The organism is Liquorilactobacillus sp., assembly GCF_047719775.1.
GTDB lineage: Bacteria > Bacillota > Bacilli > Lactobacillales > Lactobacillaceae > Liquorilactobacillus.
In genome coordinates, this window is sequence record NZ_JBDNTS010000010.1 from 1 (window position 1) to 19,727 (window position 19,727).

Annotated in this window: 19 protein-coding genes and 1 other RNA gene; 10 read left to right on the forward strand and 10 right to left on the reverse strand. The window is 36.6% G+C overall.

All coding sequences use genetic code 11. The features are described 5' to 3' along the window. Positions 1–37: 37 nt before the first annotated feature. On the reverse strand, positions 38–604 hold the full coding sequence (locus ABF682_RS06620; RefSeq protein WP_415619336.1) for a TIGR00730 family Rossman fold protein: 567 nt from the start codon (positions 602–604) through the stop codon (positions 38–40). Positions 605–718: 114 nt separating this feature from the next. On the opposite strand from ABF682_RS06620, the gene ABF682_RS06625 reads away from it, so the two are divergent. The 7 genes from ABF682_RS06625 to ABF682_RS06655 all read left to right on the forward strand — a co-directional run bounded on the left by ABF682_RS06625 (position 719) and on the right by ABF682_RS06655 (position 6,313). Beyond that, entirely contained in the window at positions 719–1,111 is a 393-nt protein-coding gene (locus tag ABF682_RS06625; protein WP_415619337.1) for a fluoride efflux transporter FluC, read from the forward strand. Then, positions 1,108–1,470 carry a fluoride efflux transporter FluC gene (locus tag ABF682_RS06630; RefSeq protein ID WP_289978418.1) on the forward strand — a complete coding sequence of 121 codons (363 nt, stop codon included), beginning with the start codon at positions 1,108–1,110 and terminating at the stop codon, positions 1,468–1,470. Before ABF682_RS06625 ends, ABF682_RS06630 begins: the two co-directional genes overlap by 4 nt. Before the next feature lie 275 nt (positions 1,471–1,745). Next, on the forward strand, positions 1,746–2,507 hold the full coding sequence (locus tag ABF682_RS06635; protein WP_415619338.1) for an EAL domain-containing protein: 762 nt from the start codon (positions 1,746–1,748) through the stop codon (positions 2,505–2,507). A gap of 112 nt (positions 2,508–2,619) precedes the next feature. Then, complete coding sequence (locus ABF682_RS06640; protein ID WP_415619339.1) at positions 2,620–3,783, forward strand: hydroxymethylglutaryl-CoA synthase; 1,164 nt, start codon at positions 2,620–2,622, stop codon at positions 3,781–3,783. Between the two features lie 126 nt (positions 3,784–3,909). Then, positions 3,910–4,800 carry an exonuclease SbcC gene (locus ABF682_RS06645; RefSeq protein WP_415619340.1) on the forward strand — a complete coding sequence of 297 codons (891 nt, stop codon included), beginning with the start codon at positions 3,910–3,912 and terminating at the stop codon, positions 4,798–4,800. Further along, the gene (locus tag ABF682_RS06650; protein WP_415619341.1) at positions 4,793–5,794 is read left to right on the forward strand and encodes a hypothetical protein; all 1,002 of its coding nucleotides are present in this window, start codon (positions 4,793–4,795) and stop codon (positions 5,792–5,794) included. The genes ABF682_RS06645 and ABF682_RS06650 overlap by 8 nt, the downstream gene beginning before the upstream one ends. A gap of 24 nt (positions 5,795–5,818) precedes the next feature. Beyond that, complete coding sequence (locus ABF682_RS06655; RefSeq protein ID WP_415619342.1) at positions 5,819–6,313, forward strand: hypothetical protein; 495 nt, start codon at positions 5,819–5,821, stop codon at positions 6,311–6,313. A gap of 151 nt (positions 6,314–6,464) precedes the next feature. Here the strand turns inward: ABF682_RS06655 and ABF682_RS06660 are convergent, their stop codons facing one another. From ABF682_RS06660 to ABF682_RS06670, 3 genes are read right to left on the reverse strand one after another with little or no spacing between them, the layout of a single operon-like run. Continuing rightward, the gene (locus ABF682_RS06660) at positions 6,465–7,394 is read right to left on the reverse strand and encodes an exopolyphosphatase (protein ID WP_415619343.1); all 930 of its coding nucleotides are present in this window, start codon (positions 7,392–7,394) and stop codon (positions 6,465–6,467) included. A 4-nt stretch (positions 7,395–7,398) separates the two neighbouring features. Beyond that, a complete protein-coding gene (locus tag ABF682_RS06665; RefSeq protein ID WP_415619344.1) occupies positions 7,399–9,558 on the reverse strand; it encodes an RNA degradosome polyphosphate kinase in 2,160 nt (719 codons plus the stop codon). Next, positions 9,555–11,063 carry an exopolyphosphatase gene (locus ABF682_RS06670; RefSeq protein ID WP_289978431.1) on the reverse strand — a complete coding sequence of 503 codons (1,509 nt, stop codon included), beginning with the start codon at positions 11,061–11,063 and terminating at the stop codon, positions 9,555–9,557. The genes ABF682_RS06665 and ABF682_RS06670 overlap by 4 nt, the downstream gene beginning before the upstream one ends. 452 nt (positions 11,064–11,515) lie before the next feature. On the opposite strand from ABF682_RS06670, the gene ABF682_RS06675 reads away from it, so the two are divergent. Both ABF682_RS06675 and ABF682_RS06680 read left to right on the forward strand, forming a co-directional pair. Continuing rightward, entirely contained in the window at positions 11,516–12,655 is a 1,140-nt protein-coding gene (locus tag ABF682_RS06675; protein ID WP_415619345.1) for a D-alanine--D-alanine ligase family protein, read from the forward strand. Between the two features lie 308 nt (positions 12,656–12,963). Further along, positions 12,964–13,533 carry a DNA-3-methyladenine glycosylase I gene (locus ABF682_RS06680; protein ID WP_415619346.1) on the forward strand — a complete coding sequence of 190 codons (570 nt, stop codon included), beginning with the start codon at positions 12,964–12,966 and terminating at the stop codon, positions 13,531–13,533. A gap of 208 nt (positions 13,534–13,741) precedes the next feature. Here ABF682_RS06680 and ABF682_RS06685 read toward each other — a convergent pair whose 3' ends face one another. The 6 genes from ABF682_RS06685 to ABF682_RS06710 form a co-directional block, all read right to left on the reverse strand. After that, positions 13,742–14,212, reverse strand: coding sequence for a universal stress protein (locus tag ABF682_RS06685; RefSeq protein WP_289978437.1), 471 nt, complete (start codon positions 14,210–14,212; stop codon positions 13,742–13,744). 80 nt (positions 14,213–14,292) lie between these two features. Beyond that, positions 14,293–14,583 (reverse strand): hypothetical protein, encoded by a 291-nt coding sequence (locus ABF682_RS06690; protein ID WP_289978440.1) that lies wholly within the window; start codon positions 14,581–14,583, stop codon positions 14,293–14,295. 133 nt (positions 14,584–14,716) lie between these two features. Further along, positions 14,717–14,906: non-coding RNA, 6S RNA (ssrS, locus tag ABF682_RS06695), on the reverse strand. Positions 14,907–14,950: 44 nt separating this feature from the next. Continuing rightward, entirely contained in the window at positions 14,951–16,234 is a 1,284-nt protein-coding gene (locus ABF682_RS06700) for a replication-associated recombination protein A (protein WP_415619347.1), read from the reverse strand. A gap of 114 nt (positions 16,235–16,348) precedes the next feature. Further along, complete coding sequence (rpsD, locus tag ABF682_RS06705) at positions 16,349–16,957, reverse strand: 30S ribosomal protein S4 (protein WP_289978442.1); 609 nt, start codon at positions 16,955–16,957, stop codon at positions 16,349–16,351. 196 nt (positions 16,958–17,153) lie between these two features. Further along, a complete protein-coding gene (locus ABF682_RS06710) occupies positions 17,154–17,615 on the reverse strand; it encodes a GAF domain-containing protein (RefSeq protein ID WP_289978444.1) in 462 nt (153 codons plus the stop codon). A 173-nt stretch (positions 17,616–17,788) separates the two neighbouring features. Between ABF682_RS06710 and ezrA the strand changes: the two genes are divergently transcribed. After that, a complete protein-coding gene (gene ezrA / locus ABF682_RS06715; RefSeq protein ID WP_415619348.1) occupies positions 17,789–19,504 on the forward strand; it encodes a septation ring formation regulator EzrA in 1,716 nt (571 codons plus the stop codon). Positions 19,505–19,727: the final 223 nt, after the last annotated feature.

Here is a 19,727-nt window from a genome sequence, read left to right on the forward strand (position 1 = left end):
GCATAGGACAAAAAAGTCTCTATTTAAATTGTCTATTTTATTGACAGGGGACCAGTTTTGGTGGAGAGTATGTATGGATAAATGCTGCTGCTTCATTCAGAGACTTTGCAAAACATAACTTATTTAGATGTGCAGTACTCAAGAAGTCTTTATCTACCATCTGGTTGAAGAATTGTTCAAGTAGATCATAATAGTGATCAATATTCAGCAACACACATGGATTGGGATTGTCGCCAATGCGGGCCCATGAGTATGCCTCGACAATTTCTTCAAGTGTTCCAGCTCCACCGGGAAGTGCTAGGCAAACATCTGCTAGTTCAATCATTCTTTTTTTGCGCAGAGCCATATCAGAAACAACTTCAAGTTTTGTGATGCTTGCAAGGGTAACATTGCGGTCGAATAAATTTTTGGGGATTATGCCAGTGACTTTTCCGCCATTATCTAGGACGGTGTTGGCCAATGTACCCATCAATCCATATTTTCCTCCGCCGTAGATTAGTTCGTAGTTATGCGAAACAATCCATTTGGCGAGTTCGACAGCAGCATCTTTAAAGTGTGGATTATTGCCAGTTGATGCACCACAATATACTGCAATTTTTTTCAAATAAATCACCTCATAATAATCATTGATTATCTAATTGTAGCACATCGTATTACTATCATATTAGCAGAACTGTTTCATTATTGATTTTGTTTCAAGTATTGGGAGGGGAGAATAATGATCAACTTTAAAAATATCATGAGCATAGCCTTTTTTGGATTTATTGGCGGAATTCTCCGTTATTTGCTGGGAGTCTGGTTTGCTTTCAACGGAACAATCATTGTCAACATTATTGGTTGCTTTTTGCTAGCCTTTCTAACCTATTTCCTGCTTGAGTCGGGAACACCGGCTTCTTGGGTTACACTTGGACTGGGAACTGGATTAATTGGTTCCTTTACGACTTTCTCAAGCTTTTGTTTAGATGTCGTCAAACTTGCTGAATTACATTCGAATACATATATGCTGACCTACTTGACAATAAGTATTGCTGGCGGATACTTGAGTGCATTTTGCGGTAAGAAGCTTGGTAAGTTAAGTGGGCACAGTATGAAATGGAGGAATAAGATGTGATATATCTTGTAGGGATTGGAGCAGCCTTAGGATCTGTTTTGCGGTATTTGATTACTACAGTGATTAAAAAGAAATCACGAACGATTTGGCCGACGGCTACATTACTAATTAATTTATCTGGTTCATTCTTATTGGGAACATTATATGGGTTAGCAACGATTAAAGTTGCGTACTTAATAATAGGAGTTGGTATACTAGGCGGGTTTACAACATTTTCAACAATGAATACGGAAATTTTAGGATTGTTTGGAAGCAAAAAGAGTATATATGCATGGTGGTATGCAAGCATTAGTTATTTATTGGGGATTGCCTTATCTGTCTTAGGTGTCATTATCGGTGTTATAATGAAATCACATTGATGTTCCTGTTGTTAGAACTTATTAAAGATAATCATGATTAGGGTATTTAAAATTCTGTTTTATTTCCGATATATGTTTATAGCGCCTAGAATAATTACCTAATTTTTAAATTAATAAATATGCATCTTAATACATCTTTTTGATGTACAATGTTATTAGATGAAAGTTGCTTTTTTCAAGTTTTTAATAACGTATGTAATTTTTATTAAGTTAAAAGCGAAAGTTACGCTACAGACCGCTGATTTCATAATTATATCTTTTAAAGGAATGGTCAAATGACAGAAGATGGTGTTTGTATAGTAGACGAATTGCAACAATTTTATTTAGTTTGTCAACCTATTATAAGGATTAGATCAAGCCAGTTGATTGAATCGGTTGCTGACTATGAAGTTTTGATTCGTTCTAAAAGAGATAACAAGTTTCCTTTTAATGCTTTTAGGAAGTTGATTGAATGTGAAGCTTACAATAATGTTTTTATCGAGTGGTTCGAAAAAGAATTTAATTATTTGCTACAGAAGTTTCCAAATTATAAATTTGACATTAATATCGATCCACAACAGTTTAAATATCCAAGAACATGGATTTTTATAGATAGTATTTTACCTGAGTGTCGTAGAATTGCTGTCGAAATTACTGAGGCGATTCCGCTTAATAAAGAATTTGCAGCACAGGACAAATTTTTCAAAAAATCGCCACTATCTGTGTTAAAAAAAATGGGCTTTAAGACCGTAGTAGATGATATAGGTACTGGACAAAATTCACTGCAATTTGTAGCTAATAACTTGCAAGATATCGATAGACTGAAGATATCCTTGGTTGCCTTCAGGGGCCTGAGAGATGACGCCACTTATCTTTTTTTAAAAGCATGGTTTCATTTAGCAAACAAATATAACTTTGAATTTGTGGTTGAGGGAATTGATAATGAGATTACTGCGACTTCACTGATTTCTAGCGGTCTTGACATGCAGCAAGGCTTTTTCTGGCAAAAGCCGCATGTATTAAAAGAGACTGCTAAAAGGCTAAATAATATCTACTAACGCTTTTTTTGTTGTAAATAATTCATAAAAGTTTCTATTGGAATTTTACCATTAGAGACTTTTTTTCGTGTATTATTAAATTAATAGCTTTCAGAAGCGAGGAGTGAAACTAATGAAAATTGGGATTGACAAAATAGGCTTTGCCACATCTGATTTATACTTAGATATGGCGGATCTAGCGTACGCACGCCATGAAGACCCGAATAAATATCTGATTGGTATCGGACAATCCAAGATGGCAGTAATTCGTCCGACACAGGATGTTGTAACAATGGCTGCAGCCGCAGCAAAAAAAATTATCAGTCAAGCAGACAAGGAAAAAATAAGTTATGTTATTTTTGCAACTGAATCTGGAATAGATAATTCAAAGGGAGCTGCAATATATTTAGCTGATTTGTTAGGTCTTTTGCCGCGGATTCGAACGATTGAACTGAAACAAGCATGCTATGGTGCAACTGCTGCACTTCAACTTGCAAAGGGATACATTGCACTGAATCCTGAAACTGAGGTCTTGGTAATCGGTGCTGATAATGCTCGTTATGGGATTAATACTCCAGGTGAACCAACACAAGGCGGGGGTGCGATTGCAATGATTATCAGCAGTAAACCCAAGATTCTTGAATTAGAGCATGAAACGGCCGCATATGCAGAAGATATTATGGATTTTTGGCGTCCATTGGGACATTCAAAGGCTTTAGTAGATGGTAAGTATTCTGCTGGAGTATATCTTGATTTCTTGAAGAACGTTTGGGATGAACAACTGCAAAAAACAGGCTATCAACCGCAAGATTATGGTGCGTTGCTTTTTCACCTGCCGTACACCAAGATGGGACTGAAAGGTCTTAGACAGATACTTCAGAATGCCTCAATTGAAGATAGTAGTCGCTTGCTCAGAGAATTTGAATATGCAAGACAGTTCAATCGTGAAGTTGGAAATCTCTATACAGGTTCGCTTTATCTGAGCTTCTTATCACTGATTGTTAATAGTCCTAATATCAAAAGTGGTGAGCGAATCGGATTCTTCAGTTATGGTTCGGGTGCACAAGCCGAGTTTTTTTCCGGTATATTACAGACTGATTATCAAAAAGGTCTTGCTGGAGTCGACTATCAGGCAATATTGAATAAGCGGCAAGCTGTTTCTGTTGCAGAATATGAAGAACTTTTTGAAAATCACGTTTTTGATGTAGAAAATATTGAACTTGATTATCAAGAAGATAAGTCTAATTTTATTTTGGCAGGGGTTCAGGATTATAGAAGAAAATATTTAAGCCGATGAATCCCATATATTGGGGGATTTAGGATTAAAATGTTATAATTATAATGGATTTGTTTAATCTTATTAAGGTTTCAAAAAATAAGCACGAATTATAAGTAGAAATCATAAGTGTAAGGGGAGATTATTTTGGCAAATGGTAATACAGTGAGTAATGGAGAGTACTTGCAGGCAACACAAGAACTCACAAAGGCTGTTGCTAGCAAGATTCGCTATCTGCAGACATTGGCGACAGCGATAGATAACAAAAATGATCGTTTGGTGTACCAATTAATTGATGGTGATCGCTATTCAGAACAGATCATCCAAGCGCGACATGGCAGTGCGGATGTTGACAATGAGAACCTTGTAAGCGATATTGCGGCTAAACTAAGCCAGTATTTGAGTACCAACCTCTTAGCGTACTTAGCAGAAACGTATCCATTTTTTTATTTTGAACAAATCGATTTAGGCAAATTTCAATTTTATTTTGGTAATTGGTGGGATCGCCGACTCTTTGGTGAATTAAATATCATTAAAGCCCAGTTCATTTTTGATCCTGCTGAATATGAAAAGCTAAGAAGAGCATTTGAATTGGAAAGCCAGAGCAAGCGCTTGAATAGCGACAAGATTGGCATGCTGTCAAGTCAGGCGGATCAATTGCAGGCTTTGATTGATTCACAGGAACAAAGAGATGGAGAGAAAGAAAAAATCAGATTGCAATTAAAGAAGGCTGCGCAGGAAAAAGTTATGCCATGGGAGGCTTCTAAAGCAAAAGAAGCCAAACAGCAGCTTGTCAATCAGCTTTCAAACTTGACTGAACAGGATGAAAAGGCACAAGACGCATACCGCTTAATCAAAGATAATGAGAAAAAAGTGCTTGAATTGTCTAAGGAAGATACGTTGATTGGTTATGAGAAACAAAGTATTATCGCTAAATTCGGAAGTTTTGATGCTTTCGAAGCCCGCTGCGAATCCTTGTATCGTGATTACATTGCCGATTTAATAGCGACAAACGGGAGGATGAATACGAATGAGTAGAGAGTATGAAAAACCAACCGAAGTTTTTAGACCCCAGAATAGTTCAGATGTTGAACCCACCGAAAGTGCAACAACTTTGAGTACCTCTGGTAGATTAATTTCTTATAATAATCAGTTAAAGGATGGACTTGCAAATGGAGCTAATTTTACAAAATTATTGGATCAGCTAATTACAACAACCCACACTGATGAATTGTTTGAAGCAGCACAGGCCTTGAGTACATATCAATTGGACACTGCATACTTGACCTTTCCGCAGCAGTACAGCCAATCTGATTTTTATTTAATCTTTATTAATCGTCTCTTAGCGCTTCATAGCAGGGAACGTGTAATCTTACAATCTTCTGAACGATACGATGAACTTTATCATGAATTCCCAGGGATTAATTCAGCTGGTTATTTTATCTTTAAGTTAGAAAATGCTGTTCAAGGTGGAGCCTACTACACAGAAAAGGCAACTGGTGAAGCTTTATTCTATTTGAATTTTGAGAAACATGTGCTGCGTTTCAATAGTCGTGCTGTAACACAATTGTTATTGGTTGAATACCATGACTCAATTGGAAAGGAAGCTATTAAGGGCTTTGCAAATTACCTGCTGGATATTGGTAATTTCTTGAAGGAAGATTATGGATTTGACGTTGATTTTACGTTGCTTGATCCTTCAAACAGTGCGATTTACCAATTAGCAGATGCGAATCTTCCACGTTCGATTATTGACCAACTGTTTGTTGAAGCAGGAAATGGTGGTAGAATGCTCGAATTAGGGGAGAATAGCTCACCAATTTTGAGACTCGACCATGGAATTGTTATTGAATTATTTGAACAACATAATTATGAAGAGGATGTTGATCTAGGCTGGGGAATCAAGGTTTACGATCAACAACATGAAGTTGCTTGGTTTGATGTATTGTTACGTTATGAATTCTTGAGATCATGGTATCTTGATAATTTGGCTACACTAGAGATTCAATCAGACGCTCTTTATTTTAACTAGAATACACATGAGGAGCATTAAATAATGGATATTAAAAAACTAACGGATGCAGTTCGCTTTCGTCAGATTGGTCATGAATATAGAATTGAACAAAGAATTCCTGCTAATAAGTTAATGAATGCTTATTTTGAGTTGAACTATCGTATAGGAGAACTTTTCAAGCAAACACTGGTTGCTGACAAGGACACTGGAGATTCTGTAGAAACTTTGGACTTATATTGCGAAGCATTAATTCCTTTTTTTCAAGTAGCTAATGATAAAAAATGGACATATTTGTTATTAGTATCTGATGAGGAATTACACGAACTTGAAGGTAAGTGGAAGACACAATCATTTGCAAAGATTTATTTGATTTTACAAAAGATGCTCAATCAAAGTTATTTTGAACATCAATCTAACTCATTCCAACATGCCTGGCATCTATTTCTGAAGTTTGGCGTTGCTGAGCTGGGGCTTTCACTTAATCAGATTGAAGAGTGTTTTCTCAGCTTGTGTGCCAAAAATGAGTCTGATTCTTAAGACAAGTTCATGAGATACAATTTTGAGAATATGTTTTTATCCAAAACAAAATAGGGACTGAGTCAAAAGTTAAATTTTGATTCAGCCTCTATTTATTGCGAATAACCCTGTTACATATTTTGACATTTATGTGCTTTAGAAATACAGAATATTATTGCTGCTTCTTATCTATGAAATCAAATAATGCACCTTCACGCAATCCATGGTTTGAAAATAGTATTTGTGGAATATGTAGTGTCCGCAGAATTAGGGAAATTGGCATAAGACCACCTATAATAACGTCAGCACGAGCCTTTGCAAGCCCCGGGATCTTCTCTCGTTCACTCTTATCCAAGTCTACTAGTTCAGCAAAGATAGTAAAAGCAGCATCACTGCTCAGTGTAAAGCCATGAACGTCTGGCGGATTTTCGGCATCAATTTTGCGACGGGCAATCTTTGCCAAAGTACGATTACTTCCGCCCAGAACTACGAGGTTTGTCTTGTGAGCATCCACTAGCCAGTCAACATCTGTCAAGGCTTTTTCTACATCAGTCATTGCGAGAAACAATTCAGAAGCTTTAATCTTGTTGTCAAGGTTAAACGCTTGAGAGATAGTTACGGATCCGAGTGGGAGACTTATTAGGTGTGCTACTTGCTTTTGCTTTACCAGAATCAATTCGGTACTTGCACCGCCCGTGTCAATAATTAGGCAATTCTTGCCAACATCGAGAGTCCGAGTTACTCCCAAAAAGTCTAGATAGGCTTCGCGTTCACCGGTAATTACCTCGAAGTCAATGCCAACCTTTTCTTTTACAAGTTTCAAGAATTCCGCTTGATTGGTTGCAACTCGAACAGCTGCAGTTGCCAAAGCTTCAATATGAAGATGAGGGATTTTTTCGTAAACCGTTTCAAATTTTTCAAGTGCCTCAAGTGTCCGTTCAATAGGTTCTTTTTGAAGGACCTTTTCTGCACCCATGTTTTCTGAAAGACGAACCATTTCTTTTAATTGGTGAGTAACCTTGGTTGTACCATCATCATTGATCTGAGTTATAGTCATTCTGACTGAATTAGATCCAAGATCAATCACCGCAAAATTAATCATTTCTTTATTCCTCCTTACCACTACCGGGCAGTTGTGGAGAAACGTCGTGATGAGTCATCGGAATAAAAGTTGAAGTATTCCTTTTTTCTGCACGCTGCTGATCCAGTAGCAATTGATTTTTTTGTTCTGCCTCTTTTATAAAGTGTTCTTGTGCATTCAGACGTGTATGACCACGACGATCTATATGTGTAAAGATATTGTCTTGCAACGTCCGTGTCTTAACATTATCATCCCACATTGTCCCAAAAATTGAAATGATTTTCTGTCTGATATTATCATCTAATGCAGGAAATAGTAATTCTACTCTCCGATTAAGATTCCTAGTCATCATATCTGCACTAGAAAGATAGACATCTTCATTTCCTTCGTTATAAAAGTAATAGATACGACTATGTTCAAGGAAACGGCCAACAATTGAATGAACTTCTATGTTGTCGCTAACACCGGGAATATTGGTCTTTAGACAGCATATTCCGCGAATAATCAATTGAATTTTGACGCCAGCCGCAGAAGCTTCATACAAATGCTCAATAATCTCCTGATCGGACAAAGAGTTCATCTTCATTTTGATGGTGGCTTTGTGTCCTGCTTTTGCAGCCAAGATTTCATCATCAATCTTTTTATTAATGAATGACCGAATACGCTTAGGGGAGATATGCAATTTATGGAAATATGGTGGCTCTGAATAACCTGACAGCATATTAAATAAATTAGAGGCATCGATTCCAATGTCGCCGTTAGCGGTGATAATTCCCATATCGGTATAGAAGTTAGCAGTCACATCATTATAATTACCAGTTCCAAGATGAATATACCTACGGATTCCATCATTGTCATGCCGAATAACTAATGCAATCTTACAGTGTGTCTTTAATCCAACGAGACCATAAATTACGTGGCAGCCCATCTTTTCAAGCTGCTTGGCCCACTGGACATTGTTTTCCTCGTCAAAGCGAGCTTTGACTTCAACAAGCACGGTGACTGGTTTACCATGTTGTGCTGCGAGTCCCAGGTAATTAATAATCGGTGACTTGCCAGAAACACGATAGAGTGTCATTTTGATAGCTAACACATTTTGATCGGTTGCGGCCTGACCGATGAAGTTTACGACTGAGCCAAAGGAGTCGTAGGGATGGTGCATAAAGAAGTCTCTTTTTCTAATGGACGCAAAGAAATCTTTGTTGTCTGCTAACGCTGGATCAACAAACGGTCTGAATTTTGAATATCTTAATTCAGGATGACCCTCGACCAGTCCAGGCAATTTTTTTAAGAAGGTCAAGTCAATCGGACCGTTAATTTCATAAACTGCTTTTTTATCAATATCTAAGGTTTCAATTAGTCTTGATTTTAATCGATTATGCATTGAGTTTTCAATTTCTAAGCGCATTACGCCACCGTGTTCGCGTTTTTTTAATTGCCGTTGGACTTCTCTGAGCAAGTCTGAAGTATCTTCTTCAGCAACATCTAGGTCCATATCGCGAATAACACGGTATGTAGAAGCATCACTGACTTTGTATCCAATGAAGAGATTACCGATGAATTCCTTGATAATATCTTCAAGTAGCATGAAAGTATTTTCTTCATGCGGAAGTCTAATAATTCTTGCGAAGACATCAGGAATTCTTACGGTTGCGAAGCGTCGATGCTTTTTGTTATCAGTCTCGTGGAGACGGACTGCAATATTCAGTGAATTATTGCTGATGAACGGGAACGGACGAGAAGAATCATCAGCTAAAGGGGTCAGAACTGGATATAATTCATCGTTAAAATAACGTTGAATGAATTTATATTGTTCTGCAGTAGCCTCTGTTGCAGTAATTATCTTGATATTACTTTTTTCCAATTGTGGCATAAGCGAACGATTATATGTTGTATAACGGCGTGTAACCATCTCTTGTTCTTTTTCATTAATTTTATCGATTTGTTCTTTAGGAGTCATTCCAGAAGCGTCTGTAGTTTCGATGTTTACAGAATACATCTTGTTCAATGAAGCAACTCTGACCATAAAGAATTCATCAACATTGCTTTGTGTGATTCCAAGAAAATTTGCGCGTTCAAGCAGGGGGTTCTCAGATTCACGAGCCTCTTCAAGGACACGTTCATTGAACTCCAACCAACTTAATTCGCGATTTTTGAAATAAGTTTGCTTATCAAATTTGCTCATTGTAATTGCCTCCGTTGTTTTAGAGTAGCTTTTAGGCCGAATACTTTTTCGAAAAGTTGAGCCTTATTGGTGAAGGACCATTGTTCTAAGGCAATATTCTGATTTGAATATGCAAAAATAATTAATTCTGTTTCGCGTAGTGATACTGAAATTTTTTGAATCTTTTCTTCACGTGAGTCGTCCAGAGCGTCTGCAATACGCAAAAGAGAAGATAACTTAGCCACCTTCATTTGAACATCTGGATTAAGGTTTTTAAAATGAACCTCGCTTGCAGAGGGGGCTTCACTGCTATGGTAACGCGCTATTTCAGCAATAATCAAATTTTCAGTATTTGATAGTCCCAGAACCTTTGTAGACTGCAAAATGTAAGCAGAATGATTGTAATGACCTTGTTGATTAATATAATTGCCAATATCGGCAAGAATACAAGATACATGCAGTAACAGACGTTCTCGTTTACCCAAATGATGCAGCTTTTTTAATTGATCAAACAAATGCAGAGCAATCATAGTAACATTTTCTCTGTGTGATTTGCTTGTAAGATAACGCGTGGCCATATTTTCAGCGGTGGTTAAAATTAGTTCATCGAAGTTTTGTTTTTTTAGTCCAGTACGTTGGACACGATCGATTGCGAGTCCATCGGAAACTGTGATGTCGGTCAAAATAATATTTTGTGCTTTAGTCAATTTGACAATTTGGTACAACAATAAAAAATATGAAGCAATACTTGTTATCTCATTTTCATCAATTTCAAAATAATCCATCAAAAATTGGTCAGAAGCATTGGTAACTTTTTGGTAGAGCATTTTAAATTCTTCAAGTGGCATAGTATAAGATGCTTGATCAGTTGGAATGAACTTTTTATTAATTATTAACGAATCTTGTAAAATCAGATTAGAAGACATGGTTTGATTTGCAAAAACATGTTTAAGATGTTCAAGCTTACTTCCAATGTAATCTTCAAGTAAAGCCATCGGGTTACTTGTGCTAGGCTTTAGCGCTGCATTAACATCATAAAGTTGTGCTGAACCTAAGTCGATATTCCAAGTAGAAGTGAATTTTTGGTCACTGAATTGAGATAAGGAAACTCGCTCAGAGCCAAGACTTAATAAGAATGTCAAGGAAGAACTAATTTTTTTAAAATTATCCAAATGTGTAATAATTGCAGCGGCCTTATAATAAGTTAGCTGGCTCGTGTTCAGCCAATGGACGCGTAATGTCGTACGAACATAGATTTGTTCACCTAAATAACGTGCACTGATTTCATCCAAGGATTGCTGGTTACCCCAAAAGCGATAATTTTTGACACCATATTCCTTTAGAATGAGTAAGAAACCGTTAAGTGCCATTGTGATACCTTGGACATTATGTTGATATTCATATGTGTGGTTGCTATAAAAATTAGATGTAACATCTTCTACAATTGAGAAATCGTTTAAATCAACGATAGAGAGTTTAAGTTGTCTCGGAGTCATATAAATGATGCCATATAGCTTCTTTGCCACAATATTCACCTCAATTTTAGTTTCTAACTTAATATTAACAATTTTTTACTTTTTTTTAAAGAAAAGATTGTGTAAATAATAGGTAAATGAAGTTCTTTACATAGCGGGGAAAGCTTGGTAAATTAACTATGCTGGGGAGTGTGACAAAAGATGATAAAATTTAATTATTGACCCAGTACTTCTACAGAAAAATTCAATAGGAGTTTTTATATAACCAATTGGAGTATTTCAACTGACAAAATGAACTAATCATGGTAATATTCTATAAGGAAAGCGTGGCTTAAGTCGGTAGAATTTGTAGTTAACGGAGAAGCTTGGCTTATGGAACACGTTTATCCAAAGTCCATAAGGAGACTAGTTTAAAATTTAATTTTTGACCTAGCCACTAAATTTATATCACCGTATATATAGAAGACCGTATAATAAGATAACCGATAGGAATGGGAATTTTCATGGAAAAAAAGAAATTACACATTGCATTGCTTTTTGGAGGTAACTCATCAGAACATGCTGTTTCGAAACGTTCTGCGCACAACATTTATGATGGAATGAATAAGGATAAGTACGATGTTTCTGTATTTATGTTCACAAAAAAAGGCTACCTTTTAGGAAACAAAGATTCAATGAGAATTTTTAATGGGGAAGATGAGGACAAAGTTGTTGCTGAAGCAACCGCAACTGTTGATTTTTCTAACCCGCTTGCAAACATTCAAAATATTTCTGAAGTGAAAGATATTGATGTTTTCTACCCAGTTATTCATGGCAATATGGGGGAAGATGGGACGGTTCAAGGCTTATTTAGGTTACTGAACAAGCCCTGGATTGGTAGTGGAATCACTTCTTCAGGTGTGTCTTTTGACAAGGACTTAACAAAGCAGTTACTAACCCTTCATGGTATTCGCAATACAAAATACGTTGTGGTTACTCCAGAAAATCAAGCAGAATATACTTACGAAAAATGTAGCAAGGAACTTGGAGCAACAATGTTTGTCAAACCGGCGCGTCAAGGCTCCTCAGTTGGAATCTACAAGGTTGAAAATCAAGCAGAGTTTGATAAAGCTGTCAAAGAAGGTTTTCATTATGACTTTAAACTGCTTGTTGAAGAGGCAATTGATCATCCGCGCGAAGTTGAATGTTCAGTATTAGGCAATCGCAGTGCTAAGGCTTCAAAACTTGGTGCAATTAAGATACCAGATGACGATGTTTTCTATGATTACAATAACAAATTTGTCGATGCTTCAGGTGTTGAATTCCAGATGCCAGTTGAATTACCAGCAGATTTGACTGCAGAGATCAAGCAGATGTCGTTAGACGCTTTCCGTGTGTTGGATAATCGTGGCTTGGCACGGATGGATTTCTTGGTTGATAGCAATAATGTACCTTATTTTGGTGAAGTTAATACCTTGCCTGGATTTACAAATATCTCATTATATCCGCAATTATGGGCTGTATCAGGCATTAACTACAGTGATTTAATTGATCAATTAATTGAACTAGCGCTTGAAGAGTTTGATGATAACGCAAGACTGCATTATGATTTCGTTGATCTTGGAAAAGAAAAGTTACCAGAAAAAAAAGACGAGATTAAATAAAAGTGATATCTGAGTTGGTATGATTTCGCGGTAGTGTGCATATTGTGCTTCACTAGGAGAACTTGTAGTCGCCTAGTTTTGAGAGAATATGTTTATTGTGAATCAATTAAGAGTTGGGGCTGGGTCAAAAGTTAAATTTTGATTCAGCTCCTTTATTTATTCCGTATAAACGTGTTTCATAAGTCAAAACTCTCCGTCTAACTTTTTTAAGGCAGTACACTTATGGCACACTCCCATCTTTTTTTGTTAGTATTAGAGAAGATAGCTAATTTTTTGCGTATATTTTTACATGGTGAAGGAGGAATTTGATGAGATGTTCGTGGGCAATGGGGAATGATTTATTGATGGCGTATCATGATAAGGAGTGGGGGGTTCCAAAAAAGGGTGATGCAGTCTTATTTGAGATGCTTTCACTTGAAATAATGCAGGCCGGTTTGAAGTGGGAAGTGATCCTGAAAAAGCGAGCTGGTTTTAGAGCTGCTTTTTATGATTTTAAGATACAAAAAGTTGCAGAGATGACCGAAGAAGACGTTCAACAGTTGATGACTAACAAAGAAATTATCCGTAATCAGCGAAAAATTCGGGCCATTATTAAAAATGCACAAAATTTACTTAGATTAAAAAAAGAGACAGGATTTGATTTTGGCGAATATCTGTGGAATTTTATTGGAAATAGGCAAATTATTAACCACTGGGAATTTGGTGAAGAAGTACCTGCACAAACGGCACTCTCGCAAAAAATCGCAAAGGATATGAAGAAACAGGGTTTTGCATTCGTTGGGCCAACGATTATTTATTCGTTTATGCAGGCAATAGGAATGGTTGATGACCATCTAGTAAATTGTGAAATAAAAAAAGATAATGTGGGCAGTAAATAGCCTTATGGGACAAGAATGTAACTTTACAATTCAGAGTAAGAAACATCTCCATTCCAGTACTCTTGAACTAATTTAATTTTGAATTCACATGTATATTTGGACATAAAAAAGTGCTCTATAATAATTAGATTTTTGTCTAACTATTATAGAGCACTTTAAGGTTTAAACTTTAACTAGTTTCATAGAAAATTGGATAAACTAGCCAACTTTATTTTTCAGGTTTTTTGTTATCTAAATTCGTTCTAACAACAAGGACATCACAACTTGCAGTCCTTGTGACATACTCTGTGACCGAACCCAAAAGCAAGCGTTCGACTGCATTTAGACCGGTAGCACCAATCATAATTAAATCAGTTTTTAATTCAGTGGGTTTGTCTTTAGCGATAATAGTCTTCGGTGCACCATATTCGATAGAATAAGACACATTCTCAACGCCTTCAGCCTTGGCATCACTAATATATTTTTCAATCTTTTTTTTGGCAGTCGCAACAACTTCGTCCACCATGCTGGCATCATAACTTGAAATATTTTGGAAGGCACGTGTATCAACAACATGGAGTAACTCTAGGTGTGCTTCTTTGCCATTTCTCTTTGCAACAGCAACGGCTTTTTCGAAGGCCAATTCAGCCTCCTCAGAACCATCGACAGGTACTAGAATATTTTTATATTGTTGTAACATACAAATCACCCTTTCATCTTTCACCCTTATTTTACTGCAATTTACTAGAAATTTAAAGCAAAATGATAGATTATAGTGAATTAATTCTCAATATAGCTAAGCATTAAAATTGGTAAGATTGGAATAATTGCTACATCAAGAATTAGGATAACGGATACGAATACCTGATTATTGAGTAACAGACTTATAAAGGTTAAAGATGCAAGCAGCAGTAGAAGTATGCCAGTAACTTGAATAATAATTCTTAAATCTGTATGCTTTTCAGGATGAAAGAGCATAAATGGTTTATTTTTGTGTTTCAGTAAATATAAGCCAATAAAAAGCAACAGTATTCCAAGTATAGATATGAATAAATTTATGATTGTACTCATCGTCACAATTCCTCACAAACAATATTAGTGTGCGCTGTAATTTCTTGCATAGCAAAGAAGTTTATATACGCAAAATGAAAGGACTGTGCCAAAACAAACGTTTCAGTACAGCCCTCTCTTCCAAAAATGAACTTTGGAATCCGTCTAATGCCGTTAATCGTCTCTGTAGTTGAACCCGCAAACAAGCAGGTGGTTTCTGATAATTCAGCTTCTAACTTCCTACACAACACAGGCATGTTATCTACAGAATATTTCAAAAGCCAAGGTATATAAGTGTTCGGTCAACCTTACATTGTGAGACAACGCGTACATTTCAGATTATGGTTATATATTACCATAGGATTATATTTTTTTCAAATGTTAACGGTTACTTTTTGCTTTTCTGCATCTTTTTTAAGCGTCCATATTGTTCTTTCAATGCAGTCTCATAGCGCCCATTATCTTTTGGCTCGTAATAGCTCTTATTTTTAATTGGATCAGGTAGATACTGCTGTGAAATCCAATCGTGCGGATAATCATGTGGATACAGATAATCAATTCCATGACCAAATTTTGCAGCGCCTTGATAATGTGCATCTTTTAGATGGGCAGGGACATCACCATAGCCACCATGTTCGATGTCTGCGAGTGCTTTATCGATAGCAGTTATTGCAGAATTTGATTTGGGTGACAGACAGAGATCGATTACGGCGACTGATAAAGGAATCCTAGCTTCAGGTAGACCGATTTTTTCAGCGGTAGTCACCGCTGAAACAGTTCTTGCAGCGGCAGGGGGATTCGCTAAGCCAATATCCTCATATGCAATAGTTAAGAGTCTGCGATTAACACTAATTAGGTCACCCGAAGCAAGCAGACGTGCAAGGTAATGAAGTGCCGCATCTGCATCAGAGCCACGAATAGATTTTTGGAAAGCTGAGATTACATTGTAATGTGCATCCCCGTCCTTATCTTGGACAAGCGCTTTGTGTTGCAAGCATTCCTCGATAATCGGTAAAATAATTTTTATTTTTTTGCTTTCATTTTCTGGTGGGGTAGACTTAACTGCTAATTCAAGTGCATTTAAGGCACTGCGTAAATCTCCGTTTGTAGCACGACAAAGATGATTCAGTGCTTCAGATGTTACTGTAACATCAAGCGTTCCTAAACCATTAACTGTATCAGATAATGCTCGTTCAACAGCTTGCTTGATGTCGCTTTCAGTTAGTGGTTTGACTTCAAATATTTGTGTCCGGCTTCTTATGGCAGGATTGATTGCTATATAAGGGTTCTCAGTTGTAGCACCAATTAAGATTATTCGTCCACTTTCAAGATGAGGCAACAAGAAATCTTGTTTGGGCTTAGTTAAACGATGGATTTCATCAAGTAGAAGGATGACTGTACCACTCATCTTGGCTTCTTCAGCGACGATTTCCAGTTCTTTTTTAGAATCGGTTGCCGCATTGAGCATCCTGAAAGCATATTTGGTTGAACCTGCAATTGCACTGGCAATACTCGTTTTTCCAGTTCCGGGGGGGCCATAGAGAATCATTGAGGATAACATTCTTGCATCGACCATTCGCCTGATAATTTTGCCTGCACCAACTAGATGCTGCTGTCCGACAACTTCATCGATGTTCGTAGGGCGCATACAGTAAGCTAAAGGTTTGAGCATAATCTAACTCCTTTCATAAGTAAAGTATAGCATTATATTATTGGCTGCTGAATGATTGGATTAAAAAAGCCAGACTCATAAGAGAATCTGACCAAACTGACAAAAAGCCGGTTATTAAAGTTTGTTGTAGTATTCAACGATAAGAGCTTCATCAACTTCAGCTTCAAGTTCTTCACGTTCTGGTAAACGAACTAATGAACCTTCAAGCTTGTTTTCATCAAAAGTTACAAATTGTGGACGACCAACAATTGCTTCAAGAGCATCCTTCACGATTTGCAAGTTCTTTGACTTTTCACGTAATGAAATTACATCGCCTACAGAAACTTCGTATGAAGGAATATCAACACGTTTGCCATTAACCGTAATGTGACCATGGTTTACCAACTGACGTGATTGACGACGAGTTGTAGCTAAACCTAAACGGTAAACCATATTATCCAAACGTTGTTCCAGCAAAATCATGAAATTGTCGCCATGACGACCTTGACGAATCTTGCCAGCGCGCTTGAAAAGGTTTGAGAATTGGCGTTCTGAAAGGCCATAAATCATACGAAGTTTTTGTTTTTCGCGTAATTGCAAACCATATTCAGACAACTTACGACGGTTATTTTGACCGTGTTGTCCTGGAGCATATGGACGACGTGCCAATTCTTTACCTGTACCAGTCAATGAAATACCTAAACGACGTGATACTTTCCAACTTGGACCTGTATAACGAGACATAAAAAAGTTCCTCCAATAATTTTTTTTGGAGTAAAATAGGCTTATCTACTTAGTATTCGTGCAGTTTGTTTTGCAGTGTTCACCCTTGCAGCTGAAGAGTTACTAACTGAACCGAAGAGGGCAACGAACTGTTGACGAGCTTACCGCAGACTGCTGCATATTTTACACAGGTAGTAGTATAGCTAAAAATTGATTATTAGTCAAGCTGATCACAGTGATTAAGCAGTATTTGAACTAAAGAATCCAATGTTTGTCGATCATCTTCTGTAAAACGATTCTCACTAGGTGCATCTATGTCTAGGACTCCAATTTTTTCACCATTCTTGATTAGTGGGATAACGATTTCCGAGCGACTCGCTGCATCACAGGCAATATGTCCTGGAAATGCTAAGACGTTGGCTACTACTAAGTCCTTTCCTTCCTGAAATGCTGTGCCACAGACACCCTTGCCAATTGAAATATGCATGCAGGCAACTTTTCCTTGGAACGGTCCAAGAATTAATTCATTGCTTTTGTGTTCATAAAGGTAGAAACCGGCCCAGTTGATGTTTGAAAAACTATCAAAAATTAAAGCAGAGGTATTTGCTAAATTTGCAACAAAATTAGTCTCATTTGTCAGCAATGAATCTAGTTGTTGACCCAAAAGTGTATTTTTCATCTTAAAACTCCCATTCAAGTTGTACTAATCTAGTGTATGTCAATATATACTATGATATAATTAAATAGATTTTAGATTGAAACAGGTAATTAGACAAGTTTTTTTGTGTGGTAGGATTTTAGATCTTACTGTAAGGGAACAAAAAGTGTATTTTACATAGGAGTGAGGACTTGATGACGTTAATTTTGAGTGCAATTGTAATAGTCGCAGTGGTGGCTTACTTTTCTTTTTTTTATTTGCAGCGGAAAAATAGTTCTGAGATTGCGGTGAAGAAGGAGCAAGTGAATAATCTTGTTGAGTCTTCAATGCATGAAGAGATTCTTAGTACGGAGAAAATCAGACTATCTGGGGAGTCGCTTACTCAATTTGAGGAGACAAAACAAAATTATTTATATATGGTTAACCACAAATTACCTCAGATATCTGAACACCTAACGGAATTGGTAGATGCAAATACCCATTATCGCTTTTTTGAAGTTAGAAGGGAATTAAATCTCCTTAATACTAAGCTTGAAGCTGCTGTTAAGCTTGAAAAGGAAACAAAACAAAATTTACAGACATTCAAAAAAAGTAATCAAGAACATCAAAAAAGGACCAAGGAACTAGAAAAAAAGTATCAAAATATTCGTAAGACACTGCTTGCAAAAAATTTTTCATTTGGCCCCAGTATTGATAAGCTCGAGGAGAATTTAGCTGAAATTGAAAAAACTTTTGATAGTTATAGTCAAACAACTACTTTAGGTGATTATGTGAAGTCAGCTGAGATATTGAAAATATTAAAAAAAGAGACAGCTCTGCTAGAAAATGCAATTAAAGTTATCCCCCCGCTATACCGCAGTGTGAAGAATGTCTATCCAGAACAGATAACTGAAATAAAGGAAGTATATGACAAGTTGTCTGCTGCCAAATATGGATTTACAACGGATTTTGACAAAAAGATTGGTAACATTCAAACCTTAATTGCAACAAATATTGTTAATTTGAGCGCATTGGAATTGGACAATGCAAAAGAAACAGATAAAAAAATTGATCAGGAAATCAATGAAGCATATGATGAGCTCGAATTAGAAATGAAGGCAAAAAGTGAAGTTGAAGATAGAGCGGAAACATTTGCGAAATTCATTGCTCATGCAAGAAAAAATCAGCGCGAATTATTAATAGAGCTTGATCGCTTGAATCAAAATTATACTTTTAATCATAATGAAGTAGAAAATGCAAAACAACTTGATAAAGACTTAAAGGTAATTGAGCAAGGATTTGCAGACTATCAAGCAAAAATCAATAATCAGGAATTAATTGTATATTCTGATATTAAAGAAAATCAAGCTAAACAAGTTGAAGAACTCAAAAATATTGAAGAAAAACAAGCTAAGATTGGTGATGGTGTGCAATCTCTATGGAATGATGAACAAGAAGCTCATAAAGCGGTTCGCCTTTTTGATTTTGATATCCACGGTATGAAACGAGATCTTGAAAAGTTAAACTTGCCAGGATTGTCCAAGGAATACTTAGATTATTTTTATGCTGTAAATGCTGAAATCGATGATTTATCGGATAAATTAAAGCAAGTTAAGATTGATATAGATGAAATAACCAAGCTTTTGATTGATACGCAATCGGATTTGGATGTACTTAATGAAAAAACAAACGATATCATCGACAGTGCATCCTTAACAGAACGCCTGTTACAATATGCCAATCGATACCGTTTACGTTATCCTGAAATTGCTCAAGCATCGGATAAGTCATATCATCTTTTCAATCAAAACTATGATTATGCAGGCAGCTTGGAACAAATTGCAACTGCCATCGACAAAGTTGATTCTGGGGCATACAAAAAAATCGAAGATGAATACTATGCAGGTAAGACAACTACGACCAATGAGTGAGTATGCACTTTTTAAGTTAGACAGAGAATGATGATTTGTAGAACAGAAAATCAATTGTGGGGGGGTGGGCCAAAAGTTAAAGTTTGGCCTAACCTCTCTATTTTTCCCGACTTATGTCATACTCTTCCTCAATTTATCTTAGTGCTCAAGAGCTAGTCAATGATGATCACACTCAGATTTAAACGCGTTCACATCATCAACTCTTTGCGCCTAAACAAATTGC